The organism is Stenotrophomonas sp. YJH_SMC_8, assembly GCF_059371315.1.
The window spans coordinates 304,136-329,858 of sequence record NZ_JCAFUL010000001.1 but is presented as its reverse complement, the minus strand read 5'-3'; the positions used below and the strand labels follow the sequence as shown (position 1 = coordinate 329,858).

The 25,723-nt window shown below is 66.7% G+C and carries 25 protein-coding genes and 1 riboswitch; of the genes, 7 read left to right on the top strand and 18 right to left on the bottom strand.

Annotated elements, in window-relative coordinates:
• Positions 1-65 precede the first annotated feature (65 nt).
• Positions 66-884: a 16S rRNA (cytidine(1402)-2'-O)-methyltransferase gene (rsmI, locus tag AC5P88_RS01445; RefSeq protein ID WP_106549210.1), complete on the bottom strand. Its 819-nt coding sequence runs from the start codon at positions 882-884 to the stop codon at positions 66-68.
• Positions 885-965: 81 nt separating this feature from the next.
• Here rsmI and AC5P88_RS01440 point away from each other — a divergent pair, with 81 nt between their 5' ends.
• From AC5P88_RS01440 to AC5P88_RS01420, 5 genes are all read left to right on the top strand, one after another.
• Positions 966-2,687 (top strand): penicillin-binding protein activator, encoded by a 1,722-nt coding sequence (locus AC5P88_RS01440; protein WP_049459446.1) that lies wholly within the window; start codon positions 966-968, stop codon positions 2,685-2,687.
• Positions 2,677-3,045 (top strand): YraN family protein, encoded by a 369-nt coding sequence (locus AC5P88_RS01435; protein WP_495224095.1) that lies wholly within the window; start codon positions 2,677-2,679, stop codon positions 3,043-3,045. The genes AC5P88_RS01440 and AC5P88_RS01435 overlap by 11 nt, the downstream gene beginning before the upstream one ends.
• The gene (locus AC5P88_RS01430) at positions 3,045-3,662 is read left to right on the top strand and encodes a metal-dependent hydrolase (RefSeq protein ID WP_495224094.1); all 618 of its coding nucleotides are present in this window, start codon (positions 3,045-3,047) and stop codon (positions 3,660-3,662) included. Before AC5P88_RS01435 ends, AC5P88_RS01430 begins: the two co-directional genes overlap by 1 nt.
• A complete protein-coding gene (locus tag AC5P88_RS01425) occupies positions 3,659-5,044 on the top strand; it encodes an FAD-binding oxidoreductase (RefSeq protein WP_495224093.1) in 1,386 nt (461 codons plus the stop codon). Before AC5P88_RS01430 ends, AC5P88_RS01425 begins: the two co-directional genes overlap by 4 nt.
• Before the next feature lie 678 nt (positions 5,045-5,722).
• A complete protein-coding gene (locus AC5P88_RS01420) occupies positions 5,723-6,133 on the top strand; it encodes a hypothetical protein (protein ID WP_495224091.1) in 411 nt (136 codons plus the stop codon).
• Between the two features lie 309 nt (positions 6,134-6,442).
• Here AC5P88_RS01420 and AC5P88_RS01415 read toward each other — a convergent pair whose 3' ends face one another.
• The 9 genes from AC5P88_RS01415 to AC5P88_RS01375 all read right to left on the bottom strand — a co-directional run bounded on the left by AC5P88_RS01415 (position 6,443) and on the right by AC5P88_RS01375 (position 16,447).
• Complete coding sequence (locus AC5P88_RS01415) at positions 6,443-7,630, bottom strand: hypothetical protein (RefSeq protein WP_495224089.1); 1,188 nt, start codon at positions 7,628-7,630, stop codon at positions 6,443-6,445.
• A 34-nt stretch (positions 7,631-7,664) separates the two neighbouring features.
• Positions 7,665-10,175: a TcfC E-set like domain-containing protein gene (locus AC5P88_RS01410; RefSeq protein WP_495224088.1), complete on the bottom strand. Its 2,511-nt coding sequence runs from the start codon at positions 10,173-10,175 to the stop codon at positions 7,665-7,667.
• Between the two features lie 61 nt (positions 10,176-10,236).
• The gene (locus tag AC5P88_RS01405; RefSeq protein ID WP_495224087.1) at positions 10,237-10,734 is read right to left on the bottom strand and encodes a CS1 type fimbrial major subunit; all 498 of its coding nucleotides are present in this window, start codon (positions 10,732-10,734) and stop codon (positions 10,237-10,239) included.
• A 111-nt stretch (positions 10,735-10,845) separates the two neighbouring features.
• The gene (locus AC5P88_RS01400) at positions 10,846-11,583 is read right to left on the bottom strand and encodes a fimbrial biogenesis chaperone (RefSeq protein ID WP_495224085.1); all 738 of its coding nucleotides are present in this window, start codon (positions 11,581-11,583) and stop codon (positions 10,846-10,848) included.
• A gap of 501 nt (positions 11,584-12,084) precedes the next feature.
• Positions 12,085-13,047, bottom strand: a complete 963-nt coding sequence (thiL, locus tag AC5P88_RS01395; protein WP_495224084.1) for a thiamine-phosphate kinase — start codon at positions 13,045-13,047, stop codon at positions 12,085-12,087.
• 473 nt (positions 13,048-13,520) lie between these two features.
• The gene (gene nusB / locus AC5P88_RS01390; RefSeq protein WP_495224083.1) at positions 13,521-14,000 is read right to left on the bottom strand and encodes a transcription antitermination factor NusB; all 480 of its coding nucleotides are present in this window, start codon (positions 13,998-14,000) and stop codon (positions 13,521-13,523) included.
• Positions 13,997-14,464, bottom strand: coding sequence for a 6,7-dimethyl-8-ribityllumazine synthase (ribH, locus tag AC5P88_RS01385; protein ID WP_010481977.1), 468 nt, complete (start codon positions 14,462-14,464; stop codon positions 13,997-13,999). The genes nusB and ribH overlap by 4 nt, the downstream gene beginning before the upstream one ends.
• 283 nt (positions 14,465-14,747) lie before the next feature.
• A complete protein-coding gene (ribB, locus tag AC5P88_RS01380) occupies positions 14,748-15,848 on the bottom strand; it encodes a 3,4-dihydroxy-2-butanone-4-phosphate synthase (protein ID WP_495224082.1) in 1,101 nt (366 codons plus the stop codon).
• The gene (locus AC5P88_RS01375; RefSeq protein ID WP_111111055.1) at positions 15,845-16,447 is read right to left on the bottom strand and encodes a riboflavin synthase; all 603 of its coding nucleotides are present in this window, start codon (positions 16,445-16,447) and stop codon (positions 15,845-15,847) included. Before AC5P88_RS01375 ends, ribB begins: the two co-directional genes overlap by 4 nt.
• A 74-nt stretch (positions 16,448-16,521) precedes the next feature.
• Positions 16,522-16,667: riboswitch (FMN riboswitch) on the bottom strand.
• Positions 16,668-16,854: 187 nt separating this feature from the next.
• Between AC5P88_RS01375 and AC5P88_RS01370 the strand changes: the two genes are divergently transcribed.
• Both AC5P88_RS01370 and AC5P88_RS01365 read left to right on the top strand, forming a co-directional pair.
• Positions 16,855-17,475 (top strand): hypothetical protein, encoded by a 621-nt coding sequence (locus AC5P88_RS01370; protein WP_106549198.1) that lies wholly within the window; start codon positions 16,855-16,857, stop codon positions 17,473-17,475.
• A 153-nt stretch (positions 17,476-17,628) separates the two neighbouring features.
• Complete coding sequence (locus AC5P88_RS01365) at positions 17,629-18,513, top strand: hypothetical protein (RefSeq protein WP_106549197.1); 885 nt, start codon at positions 17,629-17,631, stop codon at positions 18,511-18,513.
• An 83-nt stretch (positions 18,514-18,596) separates the two neighbouring features.
• Here the strand turns inward: AC5P88_RS01365 and ribD are convergent, their stop codons facing one another.
• The 8 genes from ribD to AC5P88_RS01325 all read right to left on the bottom strand — a co-directional run bounded on the left by ribD (position 18,597) and on the right by AC5P88_RS01325 (position 25,518).
• Positions 18,597-19,682: a bifunctional diaminohydroxyphosphoribosylaminopyrimidine deaminase/5-amino-6-(5-phosphoribosylamino)uracil reductase RibD gene (gene ribD / locus AC5P88_RS01360; RefSeq protein WP_106549196.1), complete on the bottom strand. Its 1,086-nt coding sequence runs from the start codon at positions 19,680-19,682 to the stop codon at positions 18,597-18,599.
• 161 nt (positions 19,683-19,843) lie between these two features.
• Positions 19,844-20,365 carry a transcriptional regulator NrdR gene (gene nrdR, locus AC5P88_RS01355; protein WP_004143350.1) on the bottom strand — a complete coding sequence of 174 codons (522 nt, stop codon included), beginning with the start codon at positions 20,363-20,365 and terminating at the stop codon, positions 19,844-19,846.
• 151 nt (positions 20,366-20,516) lie between these two features.
• Positions 20,517-20,966, bottom strand: coding sequence for a hypothetical protein (locus AC5P88_RS01350; protein ID WP_447386544.1), 450 nt, complete (start codon positions 20,964-20,966; stop codon positions 20,517-20,519).
• A 27-nt stretch (positions 20,967-20,993) separates the two neighbouring features.
• Complete coding sequence (locus AC5P88_RS01345) at positions 20,994-21,410, bottom strand: hypothetical protein (protein ID WP_495224080.1); 417 nt, start codon at positions 21,408-21,410, stop codon at positions 20,994-20,996.
• A 6-nt stretch (positions 21,411-21,416) separates the two neighbouring features.
• Positions 21,417-21,890, bottom strand: coding sequence for a hypothetical protein (locus tag AC5P88_RS01340; RefSeq protein WP_495224079.1), 474 nt, complete (start codon positions 21,888-21,890; stop codon positions 21,417-21,419).
• 66 nt (positions 21,891-21,956) lie between these two features.
• A complete protein-coding gene (glyA, locus tag AC5P88_RS01335; RefSeq protein WP_010481990.1) occupies positions 21,957-23,210 on the bottom strand; it encodes a serine hydroxymethyltransferase in 1,254 nt (417 codons plus the stop codon).
• A gap of 142 nt (positions 23,211-23,352) precedes the next feature.
• Positions 23,353-24,870, bottom strand: coding sequence for a hypothetical protein (locus AC5P88_RS01330; RefSeq protein ID WP_495224077.1), 1,518 nt, complete (start codon positions 24,868-24,870; stop codon positions 23,353-23,355).
• Between the two features lie 171 nt (positions 24,871-25,041).
• Positions 25,042-25,518, bottom strand: a complete 477-nt coding sequence (locus AC5P88_RS01325; protein WP_106549192.1) for an RcnB family protein — start codon at positions 25,516-25,518, stop codon at positions 25,042-25,044.
• Between the last annotated feature and the right edge of the window lie 205 nt (positions 25,519-25,723).

Here is a 25,723-nt window from a genome sequence, read left to right as displayed (position 1 = left end):
GGGTGCGGACCTTGGTCCGCACGATCCATCCCCCGCGCTACGCGCTCGCCGGGCATGGCCCGGCGCTACCCGCCGTACAACGCCTTGCGCGGCGCACCGGTCAACTCGGCCGCCAGCTTCGCCGCGGTCGACGGCGGCAGATGCTCGCTCAGCTTGGCGTACACACGGCGGCCATGCGCCAGTTGCGCTTCCTCATCATCGCCGGCGCCCTGCACCATCACCACGAACTCGCCCTTGCGCTGGTTCTCGTCGGCTTCCACCTTGGCCAGCAGGCCGGCCAGGTCACCATCAAGCACGGTCTCGAACAGCTTGGTCAGCTCGCGTGCCAGCACCGCCGGGCGCTCGCCGCCGAAGATCGCCGCCATGTCCGCCAGCGATTCGGCGATGCGGTGCGAGGATTCGTAGAACACCATCGTGCGCACTTCGCCGGCCAGCGCCTGCAGGCGGTCGCGGCGGCCGCTGGCCTTGGCCGGCAGGAAGCCTTCGAAGCTGAAGCGGTCGCTGGGCAGACCGGCCACGCTCAGCGCGGCGATGGCGGCGCAGGCACCGGGAATCGGGCTGACCTTGATGCCGGCCGCACGCGCAGCACGCACCAGGCGGAAGCCGGGGTCGCTGACCAGCGGGGTGCCCGCATCGCTCACCAGCGCCAGCGACTCACCCGCCTGCAGGCGCGACACCAGGCGCTGCGACAGGGCCTCTTCATTGTGTTCGTGCAGGGCCACCAGCGGCTGCTGGATGCCGAAATGGGACAACAGCTGGCCGCTGCGGCGGGTGTCCTCGGCACAGATGGCCGCCACCGAGCGCAGCACCTCCTGCGCGCGCGGGCTCAGATCGGCCAGGTTGCCGATCGGGGTGGCGACGACGTACAGGGTTGGGACACTCATTTCAGCGGTACTCACGGGGCAAGGGTAGAATCGTAGCGTGTACCCGGCCAAGGCCGCTGCCCTCATCGCATGGACCCGATCATGAACAAGCCCGCCGCACGGATCTCCGCCCTGTCGTTGTCGCTGATGCTGCTGGCCGGCTGTGCCACCACCAGCCTGACCAGCGCGCCCGAATCGCCGGCCCAGAGCCAGGCGCTGGCGCTGATCGAACAGGGCAAGCCGCGCGACGCCGCCCTGCAATTGGAAGCGCTGGCCGCAACCCTGAAAGGTGGCGCCCGCAGCAACGCCCTGGCCGATGCCGCCTGGGCCTGGCACCTGGCCGGCGACAGCGCTCGCGCGCGCAGCCTGCTGGGCCAGCTCACCGCCCGCCAGCTGACCGGCGCCAGCCTGCAGCGCTACCAGCTGACCGGCGCCGAGCTGGCACTGGCCGACAAGCAGCCGGCGCAGGCGCTGGCACTGCTGAAGGACAGCGGCGACAACGTACTGCCGGCCCTGCGCACGCGCTGGTACGTGGCACGCGCGAATGCCCTGCAAGGCACCGGCGACAGCTTCGGAGCCGCCGCCGAGCGCGCCCGCGCGCACGCCAGCCTGACCGGCAGCGCCCGCAGCGAAAACCAGGCCGCCATTGCCGGCCTGCTCGGCACGCTCGACGACGCTACCCTGCGCAGCCGTGCCGCCGCCCTGCCGGCCAACGACCCGCTGTACAACTTCGCTGGCCGTGCGCTGATCGCACGCGGCCTGCCGCTGCCGCGCCCGTTCGACCGCGACGGCGCCGCCCAGTTCGATACCAGCAAGCGCCCGCCGGCGATGAGCGACGGTTACCGCCCGCCGGCCAAGCTGGCCGTGCTGCTGCCGCTCAGCGGCCGCCTGGCCACCGCCGCGCAGCCGGTGCGCGATGGCCTGCTCGCCGCCTACTACGGCGAGACCCGCCGCCGCCCGGACATCAACTTCATCGACACCGCCGGTACCCCGGCCGGTGCGCTGGCCGCATATGACAAGGCCGTCGCCTCCGGTGCCGACTTCGTGGTCGGTCCGCTGGGCCGCGACGAAGTGGACGCGGTGTACGGCCGCCAGCAGCTGCAGGTGCCAGTGCTGGCACTGAACCGTGGCAAGGACGCGCCGCCGGCCGGCAGCGCCGGTTTCTCGCTGGCGCCGGAAGACGACGGCATCGTCGCCGCCGAGTACCTGCGTGGCCGCGAGCGCGGCAAGGCGCTGGTGATCAACAGCGCCGACGATACCGGCCGCCGTGCCGCCGCCGCCTTCGCCCAGCGCTTCGCCCAGCGCGGCGGCCAGGTGGTGGCCACGGTCGGCGTCAGCGATGCGGTTGGCGATGTCGGTGCGCAGGTGCGCAATGCCGGCCAGGTCGATGCCGTGTTCCTCGCCGTGCGCGCCCCGCAGGCTCGCCTGCTGGCGCCGCAGCTGGCGCTGGCCGGTGCCGGTGGCGCCACCCGCGTCGGCACCTCGCAGCTGACCGTCGGCAGCGGCAAGATGGAAGAAGACGTGGCGCTGGACGGCATCGTCTACCCGAACGAAGCCTGGAACGTGCGCAGCGTGTCGGGCCTGCCGTCGGCCAGCCAGGTCGCCAGCACCCTGCCCAGCGCACGCGGTGCGGCCGGCCGCCTGTTCGCCTTCGGCGCCGATGCCTGGAAGATCACCGCCTACCTGGACAAGCTGTCCAACGAAGGTGGCCTGGACGGCGCCACCGGCACCCTGTTCCTGGACAGCAACGGCAACATCCTGCGCCAGCCGGCCTGGTCCACCTTCAATGGCGGCCGGCCGATGCCGATCGTCGGTGGTCGCTGAGCGCAGCCAACGTGGCTCGGCGGTGGAAGCCGCCGCCGAGCAGCATCTGCAACAGGCCGGACTGCAGCCGCGTGCGCGCAACGTACGTTATCGAGGCGGCGAACTGGACCTGGTGATGGACGACGCCGGCACCGTGGTGTTCGTGGAGGTGCGCTACCGCGCGCGATCCGATTTCGGTGGCGGTGCTGCCTCGGTGGATGTGCGCAAGTGCCGGCGCCTGGCCCATGCCGCGTCGCTGTACCTGCAGGACCATCCCGCACTGGCCGATGCGCCGTGCCGCTTTGATGTGGTGGAAGCCACGGGCGAGCCGCCGCAGCTGCAGTGGCTGCGCGATGCGTTCCGGTTGGATGATTGCTGATGCCGTCGATCATCACCCATGCCGCTGTGCCTTTGGCGCTGTGGTGCGCCGCGGATCGTGGCCGCATTCCGGCATGGCTGCTGGCCGCCGGTGTGGTCGCCGCGATGCTGCCCGATGCCGATGTACTGGCCTTTGCCCTGCATATTCCCTATGCCGATGCGTTCGGCCATCGCGGTGCCAGCCATTCGTTGTTGTTTGCCGGGGTGTTGGCGGCGTTGGCCGCGATGTTGGCGTTCTTTGGTAGCGGCCGACCTTGGTCGGCCCCGCACCGCCCCGGTAGCCGCCGACCTTGGTCGGCGGTTTCGTGCCAACCAAGGTTGGCACCCACCACACAGGCGGCGGTGTTTGTCTTCATCTGTGCCGCCAGCCATCCCCTGCTCGACGCGATGACCTCCGGCGGCCTCGGCGTTGCCCTGGCCTGGCCATGGAGTGACCAACGCTTCTTCGCCCCATGGCGACCGATCCGCGTTTCACCGTTTGCCCCGCAGTTCTTCAGCGCGCGCGGCATCGCCACCCTGCTGTCGGAACTGCGCTGGGTCTGGCTGCCGCTGGCCGGCGTCGTTGTTGCCTGGAAACTGATCCAACCCGCTCCTGCTGCCCCACGAGATCTGTCATGAGTACTGCCCTGCCCGCCGCATTGATTGCCGAACTGTCTGCCCTGCTGGGCGCGGAGGGCTGGCGCATGGATGACAACGCGCTGGAGGCGAACGCGCAGGACAACTCGTGGCGCCACCAGCGCCCCGCTGCCGTCGCGCTGCCCGCCAGCGTCGAACAGGTGCAGGCACTGGTGCGTGCCTGTCGCGTGCATGGCGTAGCGCTGGTCGCGCGCGGCGCCGGCACCGGCACCACCGGTGCAGCCGTGCCGTTGCCGGGCAGCATCGTGTTGTCGTTCACCCGCATGGACCGCATCGTGGAGATCCGTGCCGGTGATCGCTGCGCCGTGGTGCAGCCCGGCGTGCTCAATGGAACGCTGCAGCAGGCGCTGGCGCCACATGGCCTGTTCTGGGCGCCGGACCCATCCAGCGCGGAGATCTGCAGCGTGGGTGGCAACCTGGCCTGCAACGCCGGTGGCCCGCGCGCGGTGAAGTACGGCACCAGCCGCGACAACGTACTCGGTCTGGTCGCCGTCACCGGCACCGGCGAGGTGATCCGCTGCGGTGGTGCCTACACCAAGGATTCCACCGGCTACGACCTCACCCACCTGCTGGTGGGCAGCGAAGGCACGCTGGCGCTGATCGTGGAAGCCACCCTCAAGCTCACTCCGCTGCCGGTCAGCCAGGCCGGGCTGCGCGTGTTGTACCGCGATGCGGATGCCGCCGCAGCCGCCGTGTCGCGGTTGATGTCGCAGCCGGTGGTACCCACCCGCCTGGAATTCATGGACGCACGCAGCCTGGAGCTGCTGCGGCTCAATGGCGCCGATGTTCCGGAGGCCGGTGCGATGCTGCTGGTCGAGGCCGATGGTGACCACGACACCCTGCCCTATCTGTTGCAGGCATTGGCCAGCGCCGCCGAAGGCGACGGCATGATCGAGCTGGACGTGGCGATGGAAGGCCGCGCGCGCGACCAGCTGTGGGCGGCGCGCAAGGCGCTGTCGCCGGCACTGCGGACGGTCGCGCCCGGCAAGATCAATGAAGACGTGGTGGTGCCAGTGTCGCGCATTCCGGAACTGGTGGCCGGTGTACAGGCATTGGCGCGCGACTACACGCTGACCATCGTCACCTTCGGTCACGCTGGCAACGGCAACCTGCACGTCAACATTCTTTACCACCCGGACGACGCCGACGAGAACGCACGCGCGCATGCCGCACTGCCGAAGATCTTCGAACTGACGCTGTCACTGGGCGGCACGCTGTCCGGCGAGCATGGCATTGGGTTGGCCAAGCGCGATTTCATGGCCCAGGCGTTCAGCCCGGCCACGCTGGCGACGATGCGCGCGATCAAAGCCGCCCTGGACCCGGATGGGATTCTCAACCCGGGCAAAGTGTTGCCGCCGGTGTGATGCCCGCCAGGCATGGCCCGGCGCTACCGGGGCGCGCACCTGTAGAGCCGAGCCCACGCTCGGCTGCTCTACGGCCGGATCGCGAAGAACGCCGTGCTTCGCGCGATAAGCCGAGCATGGGCTCGGCTCTACAAGAGTCGTCCGCGTAGCCTCCAGCGCCCCGTCCTCGCCTTGAATGCACGATGCGCATTCTGTAGTGCCGAGCCATGCTCGGCTGCTTTCCGGTCACATTGCGAAAAGCGCCGTGCTTCGCGCGGCAAGCCGAGCATGGACTCGGCTCTACAACGATGCTGCATGAACTCTGACGCATTCGCCTCACTCTGCTCGACCACGCTGCGCCTGCATGCAGATTGCAACAATTTGGAATTTGAAACTCTTCTGATTGGTACAGCAGCACCTTCGTGCGCATCATGCATCTGCCACCGACAAAGGGTGGCACGGGCTTGCAATCCCGTTTGATTAGTGTCGTTTACGCTTGCCTGCCGGCGTCACCGCCTTCCCTCGTGCCTGGGTGGCGTCGGCAGGCATTCTGTCCGCGAATCTTTGGCGGGCGGTGCGTGGGGGCCTCGTGCCCGCCGGCATTTGGCGACACTGATCACCGGTATTGCAACCACGCACCGTCCGCCACCCTCGCTGTTAAGCGGGGTGGCTTCCTGTTTCGCACACAAGGAAGCTGCCATGACCAAGTCAAAGTACCCGCACCTGTTCGCCACCCTCGGCGAAGCCGACGCGCGCCTGCCCGACGATCTGGCGCGCACACTGGAAGACACCTTCATTTCGCTGCAGGATGGCGACGACAGCAACCCTGTAACCCTGCAGGCCTGCCTGCAGCACATCCGCCAGGGCGATGCCGCCGATGGACAGCCGTGGCCCGCCAATGGCCGCACGCCGGGGCAGCGGCTTGCACTGGCGCGCATCGACCGCGCCAATGCTGGGCTGACCTTTCTACTGGAACTGCTGCACGCCACCGAGCGTGTGCGGGTGGACGGCGAGGTCAGCCAGTCGATGGGCGATGGCGAACGCGAAGGCCTGCTGCTGGCCTGCCGTGGGCTGGCCGAATATGTGGATGTGCAGTTGCGCGCGGCTTGAGCGACCAGCCACGAGAACGGCCGGAAAGCGCTCAGGTCCGTAGTGAAATGTCCGGCGCTTCTGCTCGTCGCAACCCCGTTTGGATAGCTGTCGACCCTGGTCGGCACGGGGCTGGCAACGAGGCCTGACACATCAGTGCCAACCAAGGTTGGCACCTACCACGGCAGCACGGCAGTGCTGGGCCATGACCGCGCCGTTGATCAGCCGGAGCGCAGGCAACCGGCGCCGCTAGCCAGGTCATTCCCACGTGCGACCTGTCCTTCAGCGATTCGACCGATATGGATGGCAGCTGATCGCTTTCCGCATGCGCTATGGATCAACGTCGAACACAACGGTTACGTTGCCTTCCCATATTGATCCCGGCGACTCGAACATCCTGGCAACCGCCTCACGGCCAGCGATGAAGCGCAGGCGGGACCGCCGCTGGACAAGATAGCTGTCCGGGGTGAAATGTGGCGCCGTCGCATCGTCGCTGGTAAGGGGAGTGTCCTGTGCAGGACGGTTATCACGCATGTCGCGCATCCCGGGCATTGTGATATCGACATCCAGCGGCACGCCGCCATCCCCGCCGCGCTCGCGAATCGCACAGCGGCCGGCAGCTTCATGCTCGCAACGCAGATTGACGCTGAAATCCAGCGACGACGTCAGATAGAACGGCAGGTCCTGCCGCATCGAGGCTGGCAGCCGACCGTGATCGGTCCATTGTGGCCACCCTCCCTCAGGAGCCAGCTGGACGCGTGGTGCATCGCTTGCGAAACGCACCTGAAAGTCATGAATCACATCGAACACGAAGTTCATCCGGATCATCTGAACGCCCGTGATGTTGTCTCCAAGATCGATATCGGCTTCTGCACCACCTGTGGTCCAGCTCTCCTGCGCTTCATACTTCCCAACCTGTAGCGACGTCGCATTCGGCAGCTCAACGTTGATGCCAATGCCAACGTTTCTATAGGAATAGCTCCTTCCGTCTCTCGCCCGAGAGCTGTAACAGGCCTGTGGCGCGAGTGGGTCAAGTAGGCCCCAGCCGCCGTTGGACCACCCCACTCCACCGGCGCCACGAATCGCGGTGCAACCACCGCCGATCCCGTAGTACCAGGGATCGATGCCATTGCCGAAGAGCAGCCGCAGAGAGATGGCAACGAAACTGATGCGTACGTCAAAACTCGCGCCGCTGGTTGCATCACGGAACGTCACCGTGCGAGCTGCGGGGAATCGGACATAGGTGGTATCGCGTGGCGATGCGTTGTCCCCTTCACCAGATTTTGTCCAGTACTCGCCGCCACCCAGATCGAAGATGTAAGCACCACTCTTTGCACATTCGTCCGGCCGCCAGTTGCAGAAACTACCGCGAGGCGTGGTGTTCTCGAACTCGCGTTGTCCCGGTCGCAGCGCGTTTGGCCGGAATGCTCCAGTGACAGTGACTTCCGCAACCTGTGCGGAGGCAGGCGCTGCCCAGCATAGGGTGACCAACAGGAGTGCCGTAAGCGCGTATCGCATGGAAATGTTCCAGTTCAACCCGAAGGGATAGGTGTCATTGCGTGGCGATAGCCGGTGGACACAGCACCCCGCCCACCATCAGCACGTCGCCTTCGCGCGGATAGCGCTGCTCTTCCAGGGTCAGCACGCAGCGGATGTGGTTGGGGTAGCGCAGTTCCACCGTGGGTGCACGGGCGCTGAGCTCCAGGGTGAAGAACCCTTCGTCCTGGCTGACGCTGCGACCGGCATGGTTGATGACATGCACGCCGCGCACACCGTTGCCGTCAGCATCCAGCACCTGGCCCATCACGGTGAACGTGCGCAGCACATCCACCGTGGCATGCATCACGCCGCCCTTGTTGAGGTGGTAGCTGACCAGCGCCGGCTGCAGGGTGGCGGCCGGTGCATGCGCACCTTCGAAATCGAACTGCACATGTCCGGCACGATATGCGGCCACCGGCACGAAATTGCGCCCCGGGCGCAGCGAAACTCCACCGCCGTGCCGGTCATCGGCACGCAGCGCGATGCCGGGAAAGTCGCTGCGCACATCGACGATGATGCCGGTGTCGGCGCTGTGGGTGCGCCCTTGGCCCAACAGCGCCGCGTGACCGCCGCCCAGCACCAGGGTGCTGTCGAGGTTGGCGCTGCCGCTGATCTGGCCCTGGCCGCTGCTGCGCTGCACCTGGATGTCGCCCTCCAGCACCCGGCTCTGCATCTGCGCGCCGGCGCCTGCTGCAACACCGCCTCCATCGACGCTGACCATGCCGTTCAGGCTGCGCAGCACCGGATTGTCGACGCGCTGGGTAACCGTGGCGCTGGCGTAGGCATCACGCCGGCCAGAATCGCCGGTACGGCTGCCCAGGCTGCCGCTGTAGCTGCGCTGCTCATTGCCCAGCGAAAGGCTGACGGTCAGATCGACACCACGCTGGCGGCGGTAATGCGTAAAACGGCTGCCTGGCCGATCGTAGGCCGACACGCGCCAGTTCACATCGTGGCGGCCGAACACGGTCTCGCGGCGGCCATAGGACACATCGATGCCGGTGCCACGGGTGAAGCCGGAGCTGCGCGCCACGCGCAGGCTGGCATTGTCGCGGTGGCTGAAGCGATGGGTGATCGACAGTGACGTGGTGTCCTGCCAGCCGCCGCGGGTTTCCCAGCGTGGCGGGCCACCGTTGGCAGGGTGCAGGCGGTCGCGTTGCTCGGCCCAGCTACGTGCGTGGTTGGCCACGATCGTACCGGCGCGGTAGCGGTGCAGCGCCTGCAGGTCCATGCCACGGCCGGCATCGCGGGAGGTATAGAAGTTGGTGAAGGTGCTGAAGCTGTCACTGGCCTGCCAGTCCAGTGATACACCGGCGGCATGGCGCTCGCCGATGCGCTGCGCGGTGGCGCCCACCACGGCGCGCGGATGCAGCAGATAGTTGACCACGGCGCCCGCTGCAACATCACCGTTGCCGGTGGTGCGCTGGCTGTCCAGCAGCCCGCGCTGCTGCCCGGCGAACATGCTGTAACGCCAGCGGCGCGTAGGGTCGCGCCAACGGCTGGGCTTGTGGATGCTGCCGGACTCGCGCGAAACCTCCTGGCCGTCCTCGACCACGCGCAGTTCAACGTCATAGATGCCCCCCGGCAGGCGCCGGGTGTCGATCTCCTGCAGGCCCGGTGTGACCGCCTGGGTGGACAGCAGGCGCCCGTCCCGGTAGATCTCCACCACGCCTTCGCGGCTGGCAGTAACGTACACGGGATACAGGCTGGGACTGCCGCTGTCGGCCAGCAGCACGTCCGATGAGCCCAGCATCAGCCCCAGCGCAGTGTCGTTCTGCGTGCCTGGTGCGCGCGGCTGGCGGATGATGCCTTCGAACGTCGGCAGGAAGTAGCCTGCACGGATGAAGTGGTCGCCGTGCTCGCGTTGTGCATACAGTGCGCTGAGGTAGTGCTCTGCACTGCCCTCCTGCGTGTAGTACTGGTAACTGCCGACGGTGCTCCAGTGCCCGATGCTGCCGCGCATTTCGGCGCTGTAGCGCGCGGCGGTCTGCTGTTGCTGGCCGGCATGTACGGCCACGCTGTTGCGCACGATCAAACCGGCACTGCCGCGCTCGGGCAGGGTGAGATGCCGCTGCTCGGGCGCCTGCCTGCCGTCATCGGGCGTCAACAGGCTCAGCTGCGAGCTGGCCAGGCTGTAGTGCAGGCCGACCAGGCCACGGCAGTGCTGGCTGCACAGGCCCAGCAGCATTGGCTCGGCCAGCGTTTCGCCCCAATGGGCGCGCTCAGCGGCCGATGCATCGCTGCCGTCAACGTCGCTGAAGCCGAGCACCTGCACGCGATTGTCTTCGTGCAGCAGTACCTCGGCATCGCCCAGATAACGGCCATCCAGTTCCACCCGCACGGTCAGCGGGCTGCCAAACAGGTGCGAGCGGAACTCGGCCGGCATCCGTTCGCGCTGTTGCAACAGGCTGGGAAGATCGCCCAGCGCGGCGCCGGCCGCCAACGCTGCGGGTGCGGCGAAGAGCGCGGCAATCGCGGCGGACAGGCGGGCCACCCGTGGCAGCAGCTGGGGGATGCGGGAGCGCATGGGAAGTGGATTCCAGACGAGCTGCCTGCGGCGCCTCACGCGCCGCAGGCAGCATGCGTGCTCAGGGAATGTCGCTTTCGAAGATCATGTGGAACTGGCCGGCATAGTTGCCTGCCACGTAGCCGCCCGCCGGGGCCACCGGTGCGATGGCGAAGGCCAGCGACTTGCCTGCGGCAGCCTGGGTATCGGTCGCCACCACGATCTTGGACGCGGCAGTGGCCGGCACTTCGACGTTGTTGATCTTCGCCTGCAGATCAACCACATCGGCTGCCGATGCCATCTGTGCCGGGGCCGTCAGGTAGGCACTGATTGCCGCCGGCGACTTGACGTTGATCACGCGGCCAGTCAGTTCCTTCAGCGTGCCGGTGGCGGTATCCCACGGCAGGGTCTGCGGCAGGCCTTCCCAGCCGTCGGGGGTGGACACCTGCAGGCCAGCCGTGTTCTGCACTTCGGCGACAACGTTGACGGTGATGGTCTTCGACTCGACCGCGGCGAAGCTGGCCGACGGTGCCAGCAGCAGTGCTGCACCAGCAGCAAGGAGGGTGTTCTTCAGGTTCATGGAATGCTCCAGGGTTTGGGTGAACGAAAGGGATCGCCAGGAACACGGCAACAGTTCCCCAGCCAGGTTCCTGGCGGACCTGGCGGGTATGTTCGGCAGAGAGAAAACGACTCAGCGCCGCGAGTCGATCCTGCGGCGCATATCACCTTCACGAATGTCGTAGCGGCTGTACTGATCGGCACCGGCCTGCAACTGATAGGACCTGCCCGGCCGGATGTGGGCGATGATGCCCGCGCTGCATGCATCCGGCCTGGATCGCTCGCAGTAGCGAAGGTTGTCCAGCACCACGGTTGCGTTGCCCTCGTTGTGCACGACCGTGCCTTCAACCCGGGTCTGGTAACGCACGTTGGCAGGCGCAACGAAGTACACGGTGCCAAATCCAGTGAACAGCTGGACGGTTGAACTCACAGCCTGGGCCTGCCGGGCCTGCTCTTCGCTGAGCGCGAATTCCTCGGCATTCGGGGCCACGGGGATGAAGCGCAGGCGGTAGTAGCGCTCGACATCACGAGGACCGCGATAGATCAATCGGGCGGCCTGCTGCCCGTTCGCGGCGATGATCAGGCGATTGGGACTGGCGATGACGCCGTGGCTGCCGCTCTCGTTGCGCGACAAGGCCGCTGCATCCACAGCAGTCTCGGTTACCTTGCCGTCGTCCTGGAAGTGCATCTGGGTGACTTCGACACGCACATAGGCGGTGTTCTCGCCGGTATTGCGGATGCGTTTGAGCTGGCTGCTGCTGCCCGGCGCCAGATAGTCGAACAGGGCGCCCACATTGATCTGTGGCGGGCTGGCGCGGCTGTCGGGAGCCGCCGCGAACAGGAGCAACAGGAGGGAAAGAGCGCGCAACATGGCAAGCCCGTTTTACGGAGAGCGCGCAGTTTCCACGTGGCGAGCGCCCGGCTCCATACAACAAGTTGCAATGGCGGGCGACTGCTGTCGATTTACAACCTTTCCTGATTTTGCGGCAAAGACGTCGGGCATGGGCCACGTGTTTCCGCTCTGGTAGGTGTCGACCTTGGTCGACACACCGTTGGCAAACACACCTGACAGATCAGAGCCAACCAAGGTTGGCACCCACCACAGCAGCGCGGAAGCGCCAGGTAATGCCCGGCGTTTCCGCTTGTCACACTCGCGTTTTGGTAGGTGTCGACCTTGGTCGACACGGAGGCAGCAACGAGGCCTGACAGATCGGTGCCAACCAAGGTTGGCACCCACCACAGCGGTGCGTCGGCACACCAGTTTCGCTTTGGTAGGTGTCGACCTTGGTCGACACACCGTTGGCAAACACGCCTGACAGATCAGTGCCAACCAAGGTTGGCACCCACCACAGCAGCGCGCCCCCGCCGTGCTTCAGGCGAAGTGCTGGTAGCCGCCGTCGGCGGCTTCGCCATCCACATGCACGCCCTGCCCTTCGGCGATGCGGCCGATGCGGGTGAGTGGCAGATCCAGCGATTCGGCCAAGTAATGCAGCGCATCGCGCTGGTCGGCGGCAGTAGTGAAGCACAACTCGTAGTCGTCGCCGCCACGCAGTGCGCACTCACGCGCGGCCTCACGACCGAGCAGCTCACGCAGCGCATTCGAAATCGGCAACAGATCGGCATCAACATGCGCGGCTACGTTGCTGCGCGTGGCGATGTGGCCGAGGTCCGCCAGCAGGCCGTCGGACACGTCCACCGCCGCATGCGCGAACGCACGCAGGCGCAGGCCGAGGGTGACGCGCGGCGTGGGCCGCAGCAGGCGCAGGCGAAGGCTTTCGTAGTCGGCCAGCAGCGTGGCCGTGGCCACGTTCAGTGCGCCCTGCTGCCACAGGCGCAGTGCACCAGCGGCATCGCCCAGCGTGCCGCTGACCCAGATGTCATCACCCACCTGCGCGCGGTCGCGGCGCAGTGCCTGGCCACGGCCGACCTGGCCCATCGCAGTGACCGACAGCGACAACGGGCCGCGCGTGGTGTCGCCACCAATCAGTGCGATGTCGTGCTGGTCGGCGAGGGCGAAGAAGCCATCAGCGAAAGCTTCGATCCAGTCTTCGGTGGCTTCCGGAAGCGACAGGGCCAGCGTGCACCACGCCGGGCGCGCGCCCATCGAGGCCAGATCGGAAAGATTGACCGCCAGGGTCTTCCAGCCGATGTCGAAGGCCGGAGTTTCCACCGGGAAATGCACGCCACTGTTGAGCGTATCGGCGGTGACCACCAGCTGCTCGTTTGCACGCGGCTGCAGCAGCGCAGCGTCATCGCCGATGCCGAGCAGGATGTCGTCGCGCTCGAGGGTGCGGGCGCGGATACGGTCGATGAGGGCGAATTCGGCCAGGGACATGGGGCGCTCCGGCGGGGTGCATGGATGGGCGGCGGGCGCGGTTGAATCGTGCCGGTGGGGAAATCGATGAGAAACCGATCGGATGGAACCTGCGGGAAGCCTGCTGCATCGAACTGGCGGGAAACCTGACGGATGGAACCGGCGGGAAACCGACGGGGTAGAGTCGACTGTTAGTCGACTGCTTTCCCGTCCGACACCACGACTGCTGATCAAAAGGCAGTCGACTAACAGTCGACTCTACCAAAACAAGTTCCCGCGCCGTTCAAAGATCAAAGCAAGTTCCCGCGCCGTTCGAAGTCCGAAGCCGGTTCCCGCGCCGTTCAAAGATCAAAGCAGGTTCCCGCGCCATTCGAAGATCCAAGCCGGTTCCCGCGCCGTTCAAGGATCAAGGCAGGTTTCCGCGCCGTTCGGAGTTCGGAACAGGTTCCCGGCCATGCCAACCAAGGTTGGCATCCACCAGAAGCAGAAACGGGTCAGTGACCCGATTCGGCTTTGCGCCATTCCACGGCGGCACGATCCAGCACGCCGTTGACGTAGGTGTGGCCGTGTTCGGAACCAAAGCGCTTGGCCGATTCGATGGCTTCGTTGATCACCACGCGGTACGGCACGTCCAGGCGGTAACGCAGCTCGTAGCCGGCCAGGCGCAGCACCGCGCGTTCGATTGCGTCCACTTCCTCGATACCACGGTCCAGGTACGGGCCGAGGGCTTCGTCGATATCACGACGGTTGTCGAGCACGCCGTGCAGCAGCGCCTCGAAATACGCCAGGTCGGCGATTTCACGGGCCTGCTCGTGCGCGAACTGGGCGATCAGCGACTGCGCGTTGCCGCCGGAGATCTGCCAGGCGTAGATGGCCTGCACGGCACGACGGCGCGCGCGCGAGCGCAGCACCGGGTCGACGCCATCGCGGCGGACGGGTTTACCGGAGGGCTTGCCCTGGGTGTTCTTGTTCATGGCAGCTGCTCCAGAAGATTGACCATTTCCAATGCGGCGAGTGCGACTTCCTCGCCCTTGTTGCCGTGGCTGCCGCCTGCGCGGGCCTCGGCGTCTTCAACGCGTTCCACCGCCAGCACGCCGTTCAGCACCGGCACGCCGAAATCCAGCTGCACGCGCATCAGGCCTTCGGCGCAGCGGTCGGCCACGTGTTCGTAGTGGCGGGTGTCGCCACGGATCACGCAGCCCAGGGTGAGGATGGCGGCGTGTTCATGGGCGGCGGCCAGGCGCGCGGCCACCAGCGGCAGCTCCCAGGCACCCGGCACGCGGATCACGTCGATGTTGGCTTCGGTGATGCCGTTGCCGGCCAGGCTCTGGCGGGCGCCAGCGACCAGCGTATCGGTGATGCGGGCGTTCCAGCGGCTGGCCAGGATGGCGAAGCGCGCCGACTCGGGAGTGCGAAGATCGCCTTCGTAGTGGCTCATATGCGGCTTGGGGGATTCGATTAAGGGGTAATTCTAGCGTGGATGGGCCCCGGCCGTGGCTGGCGGGGGCCCGGGAGCGTGCCGACCAACGGTCGGCACCCACCGGAGAGGGCGTGGACGGCACCCACCGTTGGCGGAGGTAGTGCCGGCCGCTGGCCGGCAACCTCAGAGGGCCTTCTGTAGAGCCGAGCCATGCTCGGCTGCCCTGTCTGGCACCGGACGGGAGAACCCGCGCTGCGCGCGAGCCGAGCATGGCTCGGCTCTACAAGGGTTCTCGATGGCCTCAGCAGCCCACCGTCTCCACCACTTCCAGGCCGTAGCCGGCCAGGCCGATCTGGCGGCGCGGGGTGCCCAGCACGCGCAGCTTGCCCAGGCCCAGGTCGGACAGGATCTGCGCGCCGGCACCGTTGCGGCGCCACTGGCTCACGTCCTTGTCCTTGCCCGGCACCACCGGCGCCGGCTGCTGGCGCAGGCGGGCCAGCAGAGATTCGCCATCACGCGGGGCCTGCAGCACCACCATCACGCCAGCGCCTTCGGCATCGATCGCACGCAGGGCATCGGTGGCGGCCACGCCGAAATCGTCACGGCGCCAGTGCAGCAGGTCGGCCAGCGGGTTTTCCACCTGCACGCGCACCAGGGTCGGGGTATCGGCATCCGGCGTGCCACGGACCAGAGCGAAATGCAGGTCGTGGGCGATGCGGTCGCGGTAAGTCACCAGCTTGAACGGACCGAATTCGGTGTCGATCTCGCGCTCGTCCACGCGTTCAACGGTCTTTTCGGTGGCCAGGCGGTAGGCGATCAGATCGGCGATGGAGCCCATCTTCAGCCCGTGCTCGCGCGCGAACACTTCCAGTTCCGGGCGGCGCGCCATGCTGCCGTCCGGGTTCAGGATCTCCACCAGCACGCCGGCCGGCTCCAGCCCGGCCAGCATGGCCATGTCCACCGCGGCTTCGGTGTGGCCGGCGCGGGTCAGCACGCCGCCCGGCTGGGCAATCAGCGGGAAGATGTGCCCCGGCTGGTGCAGGTCCGACGGCTTGGCGTTGGGCTTCACCGCAGTGCGGATCGTGTGGGCGCGGTCATGCGCCGAAATGCCGGTGGTGACGCCCTCGGCGGCCTCGATGCTGACCGTGAAGTTGGTCTGGAACTGCGCGGTATTGGCCTGCACCATCGGCGCCAGGCCCAGATCGGCAGCGCGGGTACGGTTCAGCGGCAGGCACACCAGGCCACGGCCGTGGGTGACCATGAAGTTGATGTCGCTGGCCTTGACCAGCTCGGCGGCCATGATCAGGTCGCCTTCGTTCTCGCGGTCCTCGTCATCGACGATGACCACCATGCGGCCCAGGCGGATGTCTTCCAGGATTTCCGGAATCGGGGCGAAATTCATGCGCGTGCTCCTTCGCCCAGCAGGCGTTCGACGTAACGGGCGACCAGGTCGATTTCAAGATTGACCGCACTGCCCACGCCCGAGGCGGAGAAGGCGGTGTTGGCCACGGTGTGCGGGATCAGGGCGACTTCAAAGCCTTCCTCGTCCACTTCGTTGACGGTGAGGCTGACGCCATCCACGCAGATCGAGCCCTTCTTGGCGATGTAGCGGCGCAGCGAGGCCGGCGCGGCGAAACGCCAGCGCTGGGCACGCGCGTCTTCGTGGATGGACAGCACCTGGCCCAGGCCATCGACGTGGCCGCTGACCAGATGGCCGCCGAGGCGGTCGGTCGGGCGCATGGCGCGCTCCAGGTTGATGACCGCACCCTCGCCCAGCTGGCCCAGCGTGGTCAGGCCCAGGGTCTCGGTGGAGGCATCGGCCTGGAAGCTGTTGGCGTCGAATGCGATGACGGTGAGGCAGACGCCGTTGATGGCAATGCTCTCGCCCATCTGCACGTTGTCGAACGGCAGATTCCCGACATTGAAGGTGAAGCGGACATCGCCGCCGATGGGGTCGCGTGCAGCCAGACGGCCGACGCCTTCGATGATTCCAGTAAACAAGTAACGTTCTCCGCGGAATGTGAGCGAAAAACGCCGCAAGGCAAACAGGCACGCACAGGGCATGCGCCCTGTGGCACCGTCTTCTTTCATCCGGACTATGACCGTCGGCTCCGGCATTGGACCGGATCTGCTGACCCCCGGCCGTGGGCCGGGGCGCTCGCGGGCTCGTGCTTGCGCACCTACCGCCGGTGGGGAATTGCACCCCGCCCTGAAGACGTTTGTGTACCGGCGAACCGGCGTAGCCAGTGTAACAGCCCGGGCTGAACGGGGTCGGATGCCACAGCTGTGACGGCCGTCGCTCGCAATTTGTAAAACTTTCATTAAAATCCTGCACCGGACGACATGATGTCGCCACGGGCAGCCGCAAGGGCAGGCCCGCCAATGGACTGAAATTCATAGGAATTCCCATGCGCAAGATCCTGATCGTGGCCGCCCTGCTGGCCGCCGCCCCGTTCACCGCGTCGGCCGACGCCCTGAGCTACACCTACGTTGAAGGTGGCTGGACGCAGGTCAAGGTTGACGACAACGCACTGGACGACCCGAAGGTCGACGGCGGCTACCTGCGTGGTTCGGTCGCGCTGGCCGAACAGGTCTACGTGTTCGGCGGCTGGTCGCGTACCAGCAAGACCCGCCATTACGGCGAAGATTCGCTGAAGCTGGAACTGAACCAGCCGGAGCTGGGCATTGGTTACCACATGCCGTGGACCGACCGCGTGGACTTCACCGCCGATGCCGCCTGGGTGCGCCAGAACGCCGAATCGACCCTGCGCTATGACGGCGTGCGTTACCACGGCAAGGACCACACCAACCTGGGCCGCGTCACCATGGGTATCCGCGGCAAGCCGTCGCGCATGACCGAAGCCTGGGCCAAGGCCGGCTACATGGATGGCGGCAACAACTTCAAGGGCACCTGGGTCGGCACCGTCGGCGGCCAGATCAACTTCACCAAGACCTGGGGCCTGGTGGGCGAGATCTCCGGCTACCGCGACGTCACCCAGTACTCGGTTGGCGTGCGCGCCAGCTTCTGATCCAACGATCGCTTCTCGTCGAGCGATCGAACGGGCCCCGCAAGGGGCCCGTTTTTTTGGCCGGAGTGCAACCGCCATGCGACCGCTGGTCGCCATCGAAAGTACGGCGGGATGCGCTAGGCTTGCGCGCCTCTGGAACAGGAAAACACCGTCATGAAGACCTTCACCCGTACCCTGCTGGCCAGCGCCCTGCTGTGCGCCCCGCTGATGGCCGGCGCTGCATCGGCCCAGCTGACCCCCGAGCAGGCGTTCGACCTGTACGCGCGTACCCTGCTGGAAGACGACGCGGCGGCTACCCGCACGCTCAACGATGCGCTGAAACCCGCCTTTGAAGGCCAGGACGCGGTGACCCCGACCCCGGGCGCATTGGCCAAGGCCCTGGCCGAACCGTGGCAGACCGTGCTGGCCAGCGCCGGTGACAAGACCGACGCTGCAGCCACCGAAGCGCTGTACGCCAAGGCCCTGCGCGATTCGAAGTGCCGCGCGACCAAGAGCGTGATCGAAGACAACGAATACGTTGAAGACCAGAAGCTGGCGCGCATCAGCTTCAGCTGCCAGGTGCCCGACCTGGGCAAGGTGCGCCCGCTGTTCGCCGCCAGCCTGGCCGCCGATGCCAGCCCGGCCTCGCGCAAGCAGTTCACCGATGCCTATACCCAGGCACTGCAGAGTGGTGCGCGCGTGCCGGTCAGCGGCACCTTCACCCTGTACCCGGCCAAGGACAACGGCTATTGGTACAGCGGCAATTTCGATGACCTGGTGGGCACCGTGACCGGTGCACTTGCACCGTTCGAAGACTGGATGCAGGACGTGCAGGCCGCCAGCGCACCGAAGGTGACCGGCGTACCGGGCTGCGACCTGCTGCTGCAGCAGCACCGCGCCTGCGTGGCGAAGATCGCGCCGGACCAGATCAGCGGCGTGGATGCGATGGCCGAGGAACTGAAGGCCAAGGCGCAGGTGCAGTCGGCCGAAGCGATGACGCAGGAGTGCAAGGCACTGCGCCCGATCGCCGAGATGATGTGGACTGACGAATGCGCGTAAGACGGTAAGTGGTAGCGCCGGGCCATGCCCGGCGGTTCCATCCCACGACATGCGCCGGACAATGCCCGGCGCATGTCATTGCGCTACGACCGCAGCAACAACCGGATGTCCTCACCCACCTGCCGCTGATCCACCACGCGCAGCCGGCGCTGCTGGTCCATCGCATCGATACCGAGGCCCGCCAGCAGCGGACGACCGTTGTCGCCCAGCAGCGTCGGTGCCTGGTACAGCAGCAACTCATCCACCCATCCGCCACGCAGCAGTGCACCGGCCAGGGTCGCGCCGGCTTCGGTATGCACTTCGTTGATGCCGCGTTCGGCCAGCAGGGCCAGCACCGCGCCCAGATCCAACCGTCCACCGGCACTGGGCACGCTGGCAAATTCGGCGTCGGCCGCATCCGGTGCGCTTACCGCTGCGTCATGCAGGTACAACGTCGGCGCCCCACCCTCACGCACACGGCTGCATTCCAGCGAACGCAGGCGCGAATCGAGCACCACGCGCAGCGGCGGCATCACCTCGGTATCGGCCAGGCGCACGGTCAGCATCGGGTCGTCGGCGAGGACGGTGTCGGCGCCGGTCAGGATCGCGCCGGCGCGGGCGCGCCAGTGCTGCACGTCTTCGCGCGCGGCCGGGCCGGTGATCCATTTGGAGCTGCCATCGGCCATCGCGGTGCGGCCATCGAGGCTGGCGGCCAGCTTCACCCGCAGCCAAGGACGGTTGCGCTCCACGCGTGACAGGAAGCCTTTGTTGAGCTCGCGCGCCTGCACGGCCATCAGGCCTTCGGCGACCTCGATGCCCGCATTGCGAAGGAGATCGAAGCCACCGCCGTCGACCTTCGGGAACGGGTCGCGCATCGCCGCGACCACGCGCGATACGCCGGCTTCGATCAGCGCCAGCGCGCACGGTGGCGTGCGCCCGTAGTGCGCGCAGGGTTCCAGGGTGACGTAGGCGGTGGCGCCGCGTGCTTCGCTGCCGGCCTCGCGCAGGGCGAACACTTCGGCATGCGGGCCACCGGCGCGCTGGTGCCAGCCCTGCCCGACCACGCGTTCGCCGTGGGCGATCACGCAGCCGACCATCGGGTTCGGGCGGGTGGTGTAAGCGGCGCGCTCGGCCAGGCGCAGCGCGTTGGCCATGTGCAGGTGGTCGAGGACGGAGAACGAGGTGCTCATGCCGCCATGGTACCTCCGCCGGTGGGGATGCACGCCATCGGTAGATCCACGCCATGCGTGGATGGAGCGTACGGCGCCAACCAAGGTTGGCATCCACCAGAGCAAAGGAGATCCATGCCATCAGTGCCAACCAAGGTTGGCACCCACCAAGACAGAGGCGGTCAGCCCTTCTTCTTCTTGGTCAGGGCAATCACGTCGCCCAGCAGCTGCAGCTGTTCGGTGCTGGACGGCAGGTCACGTTCCAGCTTCTCGATCTCCTCGCGGAAATCGGCCACGTCCTCGAAGCTGCGGTACACCGATGCAAAGCGCACATACCCCACGTGATCGAGCTTGCGCAGTTCGTTCATCACGAACTCGCCGACCTTGATCGAAGGCACTTCGCGCTCGCCGCTGATGCGCAGCTGGTGAACCACCGCGCGCACCGCCGCCTCGATCTTGTCTTCAGCCACGGCACGCTTCTGCAGCGCGCGGTCGAAACCCGCCCGCACCTTGCGCTGGTCGAACGCCTCGCGGGTGCCGTCGCTCTTGACGATGGCCGGCAGCTTCAGTTCAACCGTTTCCATGGTGCTGAAGCGCTCGCCGCAGGCTTCGCATTCACGCCGACGGCGGATCGTCGCGCCATCTTCAGAGACGCGCGAGTCGATGACCCGGGTATCGGCATGTTGGCAGAAGGGGCAATGCATGGAACGCCTGGCTCAGGGGGCAACCTAGATGCCACGGTCATGGCAGCGTCGCAAAGGTACCTGAGAAAGGGTCCAGCAGCAAATGCTGCCTGCGCGGATGTGCCTGCGCGAAAGCCGGAATGGGCGCCCGATGCGCGCTTTGGACCGCCACTCAGCCGGCCGGCCCCGACGCCGGAGTATTCCCGCCCCAGCGCAGCCACGCCAGGTGCCCCGCCATCACCAGCAACGGCGGGCCAAGCCCGAGGAAGCCCAGCGTCGTTATCTCACCATGCTTGAAGGTGAAATACAGCGTGGCGGCGACCACGCCCAGCGCGGCGAGGGTCCCCAGTAGCAGCCCAATCCAAGCGACAAGCGGGGATTGGCGCAGACCATCGCGGCCGCGCCACAGGAAGAGCCCGGTCAGCCACATCCATGACAACAGACCGAGAAGTCCGGCCAACGACCACAGCGCGATCACCGTAGACTCGTTGCCGGCCAGGTACTTGCCGTCCACCACGTATATCAGGCCCAGCACCGCCACGGTGCCTCCTGCCGCCGCGGTGGGCAGGCCCACCAGCAGGCCCGCTATCCCCATCCATCGTTTGTGCTGCTGCTCATCCATGCGTTCCATTCCCTTTGATTGGCCGCGTCAGGCGCGGCGCTTGAGCCACACCAGCATGGCGGCCGGTACCAGCATCGACGGCCCCAGCAGCAATAGTTCCAACGCGGCGCCCCCCTGCTGGAAGCCGAACCATGCGGTCATCCATAGAACCGGCAGCGCGGCCAGCCCACCGAGCAGCAGCAGCCACCACCAGATCGCGCGCACCTGCAGGCCGGCCCGGCCCTGCAGCAGGTAGCCGGCGCTGATCCACAGCCAGGCCAGGCAACCCGCCACGCCGGCCAGGCCCCACAGCAGTGGCGCCAGATCGGGGGAGCGGTTGCCGCCGAAGGATTGCAGGCCAACAACCAGGAACATCACCGCGACCGCGCCGCCCATCGCCAGGCTGGGCAGGCCAAGCAGTACCGCCAACGCGGCGTACAGGTATCTGAGGCGGCGCTCATCCATGCGCGGTTACTCCGATACCCGTGCTCGCACGGGCGGCACATCCACGGCATCGGCACGCGCACGCAGCAGCATCAGCATGCCGGTGGGCACCAGCAGCGACGGCCCAGCGAAGAGACCGCTCACCACCGCCGGGCCCAGCCCGGAGAAGGTATATATCGCCAATCCCAGCAACGGCAGGCCCGCCAGCACGCCCATGCCCAGCAACCACCACCAGCGTAGTGAGGCCGTGCGCAGGCCCTGCAGTCCATCACGCAACCAGATGACGCTGAGCGCGACCCAGGCCACCAGGCCGGCAAGCGCGGCCGTTCCCCAGACGCACATGACGGCAGCGAACCACAGCTTGTCAGCATCCAGCGAGACCAGGCCGATCACCCCCATGACCAGGGCGATGCAGGCACCGACGCCGCCCGCGAAAAGGCTGGGCAGGCCGAACAGCGCGGCCAGCACGGCGTACACATATTTGAGGCGGCGCTCATCCATGCGCGAACACTCCGATGCTGGGGTCAGAGCCCTTCCCTGCGGGAAGGGATCCGACCCCTGTTTCGATCAGCCGTAGACCGGGTACTTGCGGCACTGCGCGCTGACGGCGTCGCGCACGCGGGCGATGACAGCGTCGTCGTTCGGTGCGTCAAGCACGTCGGCGATCCAGTTGGCCAGGTCCACGCAGTCCTGTTCGACGTAGCCACGGGTGGTCACCGCCGGGGTGCCCAGGCGCAGGCCCGAAGTGACGAACGGCGAACGCGGGTCGTTCGGCACCGAGTTCTTGTTGACGGTGATGTGGGCCTTGCCCAGCGCTGCCTCCGCGTCCTTGCCGGACACGTCCTTGCCGATCATGTCGACCAGCATCAGGTGGTTCTGGGTACCACCGGAGACGATCTTGTAGCCGCGCGCGATCAGCGTGTTGGCCATCGCCTGGGCGTTCTTCACCACCTGCTGCTGATAGGCCTTGAAGCCCGGTTCCAGCGCTTCCTTGAAGGCCACGGCCTTGCCGGCGATGACGTGCATCAGCGGACCGCCCTGGATGCCCGGGAACACGATCGACTGCAGCTTCTTGACCAGGTCTTCGTCGGCGCCCTTGGCGACGATGATGCCGCCGCGCGGGCCGCGCAGGGTCTTGTGGGTGGTCGAGGTGACCACGTGGGCATGTTCCAGCGGGCTCGGGTAGACGCCGGCGGCGACCAGGCCGGCGACGTGGGCCATGTCGACGAACAGGTAGGCACCGACCTTGTCGGCGATGGCACGGAAGCGCGCCCAGTCGATCACCTGCGAGTAGGCCGAGAAACCAGCCACGACCATCTTCGGCTTGTGCTCCAGGGCCAAGCGCTCGACTTCGTCGTAATCGATCAGGCCCTGGTCGTTCACACCGTACTGCACAGCGTTGAACAGCTTGCCGGAGGCATTGACCTTGGCACCGTGGGTGAGGTGGCCGCCGTGGGCCAGGCTCATGCCGAGGATGGTGTCACCCGGCTGCAGCAGCGCGAAGTACACGGCCTGGTTGGCCTGCGAACCGCTGTGCGGCTGCACGTTGGCGTAGTCCGCGCCGAACAGCTGCTTGAGGCGGTCGATCGCCAGCTGCTCGGCGATGTCCACGTACTCGCAGCCACCGTAGTAGCGCTTGCCCGGGTAGCCTTCGGCGTACTTGTTGGTCAGCTGGCTGCCCTGGGCTTCCATCACCGCCGGGCTGGTGTAGTTCTCGCTGGCGATCAGCTCGACGTGGTCTTCCTGGCGCTGGGTTTCAGCGGCGATGGCCTTGGCCAGTTCGGGATCGTAGGATTCGATGCGGACGTCACGCGGGAACATCGGGTACTCCAGCAGGCAGGGAAAAGGGGTACGGCTCAGCCCCTGATTGTAGCCCCGCACCGACCTGCTGGGGCCGAAACAGACGGGGCCGGCATTCCCGCAGGAATCCGGCCCCGTATGGTTTCGCTTTGAAAGCCAGGGACTACGGCGTGCCCACGACCTCCAGCGTGTATCTCGTGGTCTCCACGTACTGGCCAGTCTGTGCCAGCGTCTTGCCGAGGGAGATGACCAGACGCCCCGGAGGCAGGCCCTCGACAGGCATGGACCAACGACCGTCGGCACCCGACATCGCGGTCAACCGGCGACCGTCCGGCAGCGTGATCTCAACCGGCACCTTGAACTGCGGGCTGGGGTCATACCCTTCAAGCGTTGTCGTCGACTGCACGCGCAGTGGCGAGGTCAGCTCCGGGCCGGCATACAGCACCGGCACCTTGATGCCATCCATGGGGTGATTCCCGCGGCTGGGAACGCTGATGGTGGCCGCCCGGGCGTGGAACGTTCCATCGATCCAGGCCACGTCGAGGAACAGATCTGCCGGGTAAGCCCCCTCATGACTCCAGCGCCCCTCGTCATCAGCGATCGCCAGGGTCGTCCAGTCGCGCCCCCTGTTGTAGTAGCGGATGTCGAAGTCGTCTGCATCCAGAGAAACGAATCCCTTCGCGATGAGACGATTTGCCTTGCCTGGAATGTCGATATAGGACACCAAGCGGTCAACCACCAGATTGCCAAACGGTGCCACCTGGACGTTCTGCCGGATCACCTCACCGGTGGAAGGAAGCGAAACGACAAGAGGCACGGTTCCGGGCACCGGGCTGGCCACATTCACGCCCCACCTGTGGTCACCACGGTTGACCGTGGCTTCGACGACCGGGCCATCGCCGACCTGCACCCGCACCGTGCCGCGCTCAGGCGAGGCAACACCCTGGACATTCATGATCCTGTCCACGCGTCCGCCAGGAGCCGGGGCGGTCACGGCGAGCGGCCGGATGATGTCAGCCTCGGCCTCGACACTCCGGGTCACCTCCACCGAATCGGGAAACGTGCCACGCAGGTCGACAACCCTGGCCCTTGCCACATGCGAACCTGCCGCGACATCGGAGAACGTGTGCGACCAACCACCTCCCGAGCCACTGGCCATGGTGGTGAACGTCTTGTCAGCAACGGCCAGCGCGACGCGCGCCCCCGGCAGCGCCTTGCCATGCAGGGTGACGGCCCGTCGGCTGCCTGTCGCCGACGTGATCTCGGGCGGCGGCAGGACGACGCGCTTCTGATAGACCACCCGGGGACCCGGTCGATAGCGGCCATCGTCCGACGGCGATGCGAAGAATGTCGCCACACCGTTCGGGACCAGGGCATTCAGCTCTACCCTCAGCGGGAAACCGAAGTCGCGGGCCCCCGCTCCGATACGGAACGGAGAAACCCTCCATCCCTCTTCATGGTTGATGCCGGGAAAACCAAACAGGTTGACCGGCTCGGTCCCATTGACGAAGCCTTTCACCTCTCCCTGCAAGGCCCCATCCAGCACCGAAAAATGCGTGGGCGTGATGGTCTCGATACGAACGGTGGACTGGGCAACGGCCGTTGCCGGCCAGCAGGCAACACCTGCCAGCATCACGGCAGCGAACAACGGAACAGCTCGCCCGAGCTGGAACGACTGCATGACGCAACTCCTGGAAGCGACGGGCCTGAACCGTAACCCGGCAACCCGGGGGCGAGATCAGGCCCGCGCCGTATGCGTCATGATTTGCAGAACAACGGGAAGCAACGCCGATCGCAGGTTGATGCAAGCCGTTGATGGTGCGGAGGAAAATCCGCACCGATCAACACCGCATCAACGACCGTTGATTACGAAGTCAGCGATGATTCCCGTGGCGATTGCGACCATCAGCATGTTGCCGCGGTCATCGCGGATCCACTGGTGCCCGTACGGCGGGCGGCGCAGGTGGTAGCGCGGGTAGTCGTTCACCACGTAGATCGGGCCACGGTAGTAGTCGCGGTAACGATGGCCGACCTTCCAGCCATAACCCGGGCCATAGGCCGGGCGGTACACCACGCGCGGCGGCGCTGGGCGGTAGTAGCGGTCATGGTCGCGGTGCCACTCGCGGCGATCCTGGCGGTAGTCGCGCCTGGCCTCGCGGCGGTCGCGCTCCCAGTCACGGCGGTCCTGGCGCCACTCACGACGATCCTCCCGCCACTCGCGGCGGTCATGGTCGCGACCACGGTGGTCGTTGTCGGCGAAGGCCGGGGCCACCGCGCCCAGCGCCAGCACAGAGGCCACGGCGCCGGCCATTACTCGATTGATGCGCATGTCAGACCTCTGCTTGGGTGGGTGGTGAGCCCATATTGCGCACCCGATCTGAACCGTTTCCGGCTGGAAACGCTTCCCGCGGCTGGACTGTGACGCAGTATTCAGCCCGCGGCCAGCCCGGCGGCCCCTGCCCGGCGCGGCCCGGAACCGGTTCCGGCTATAATTGGCGGTATTCCATTTCAGTCTGTGCCCGCTGCCGCAACGG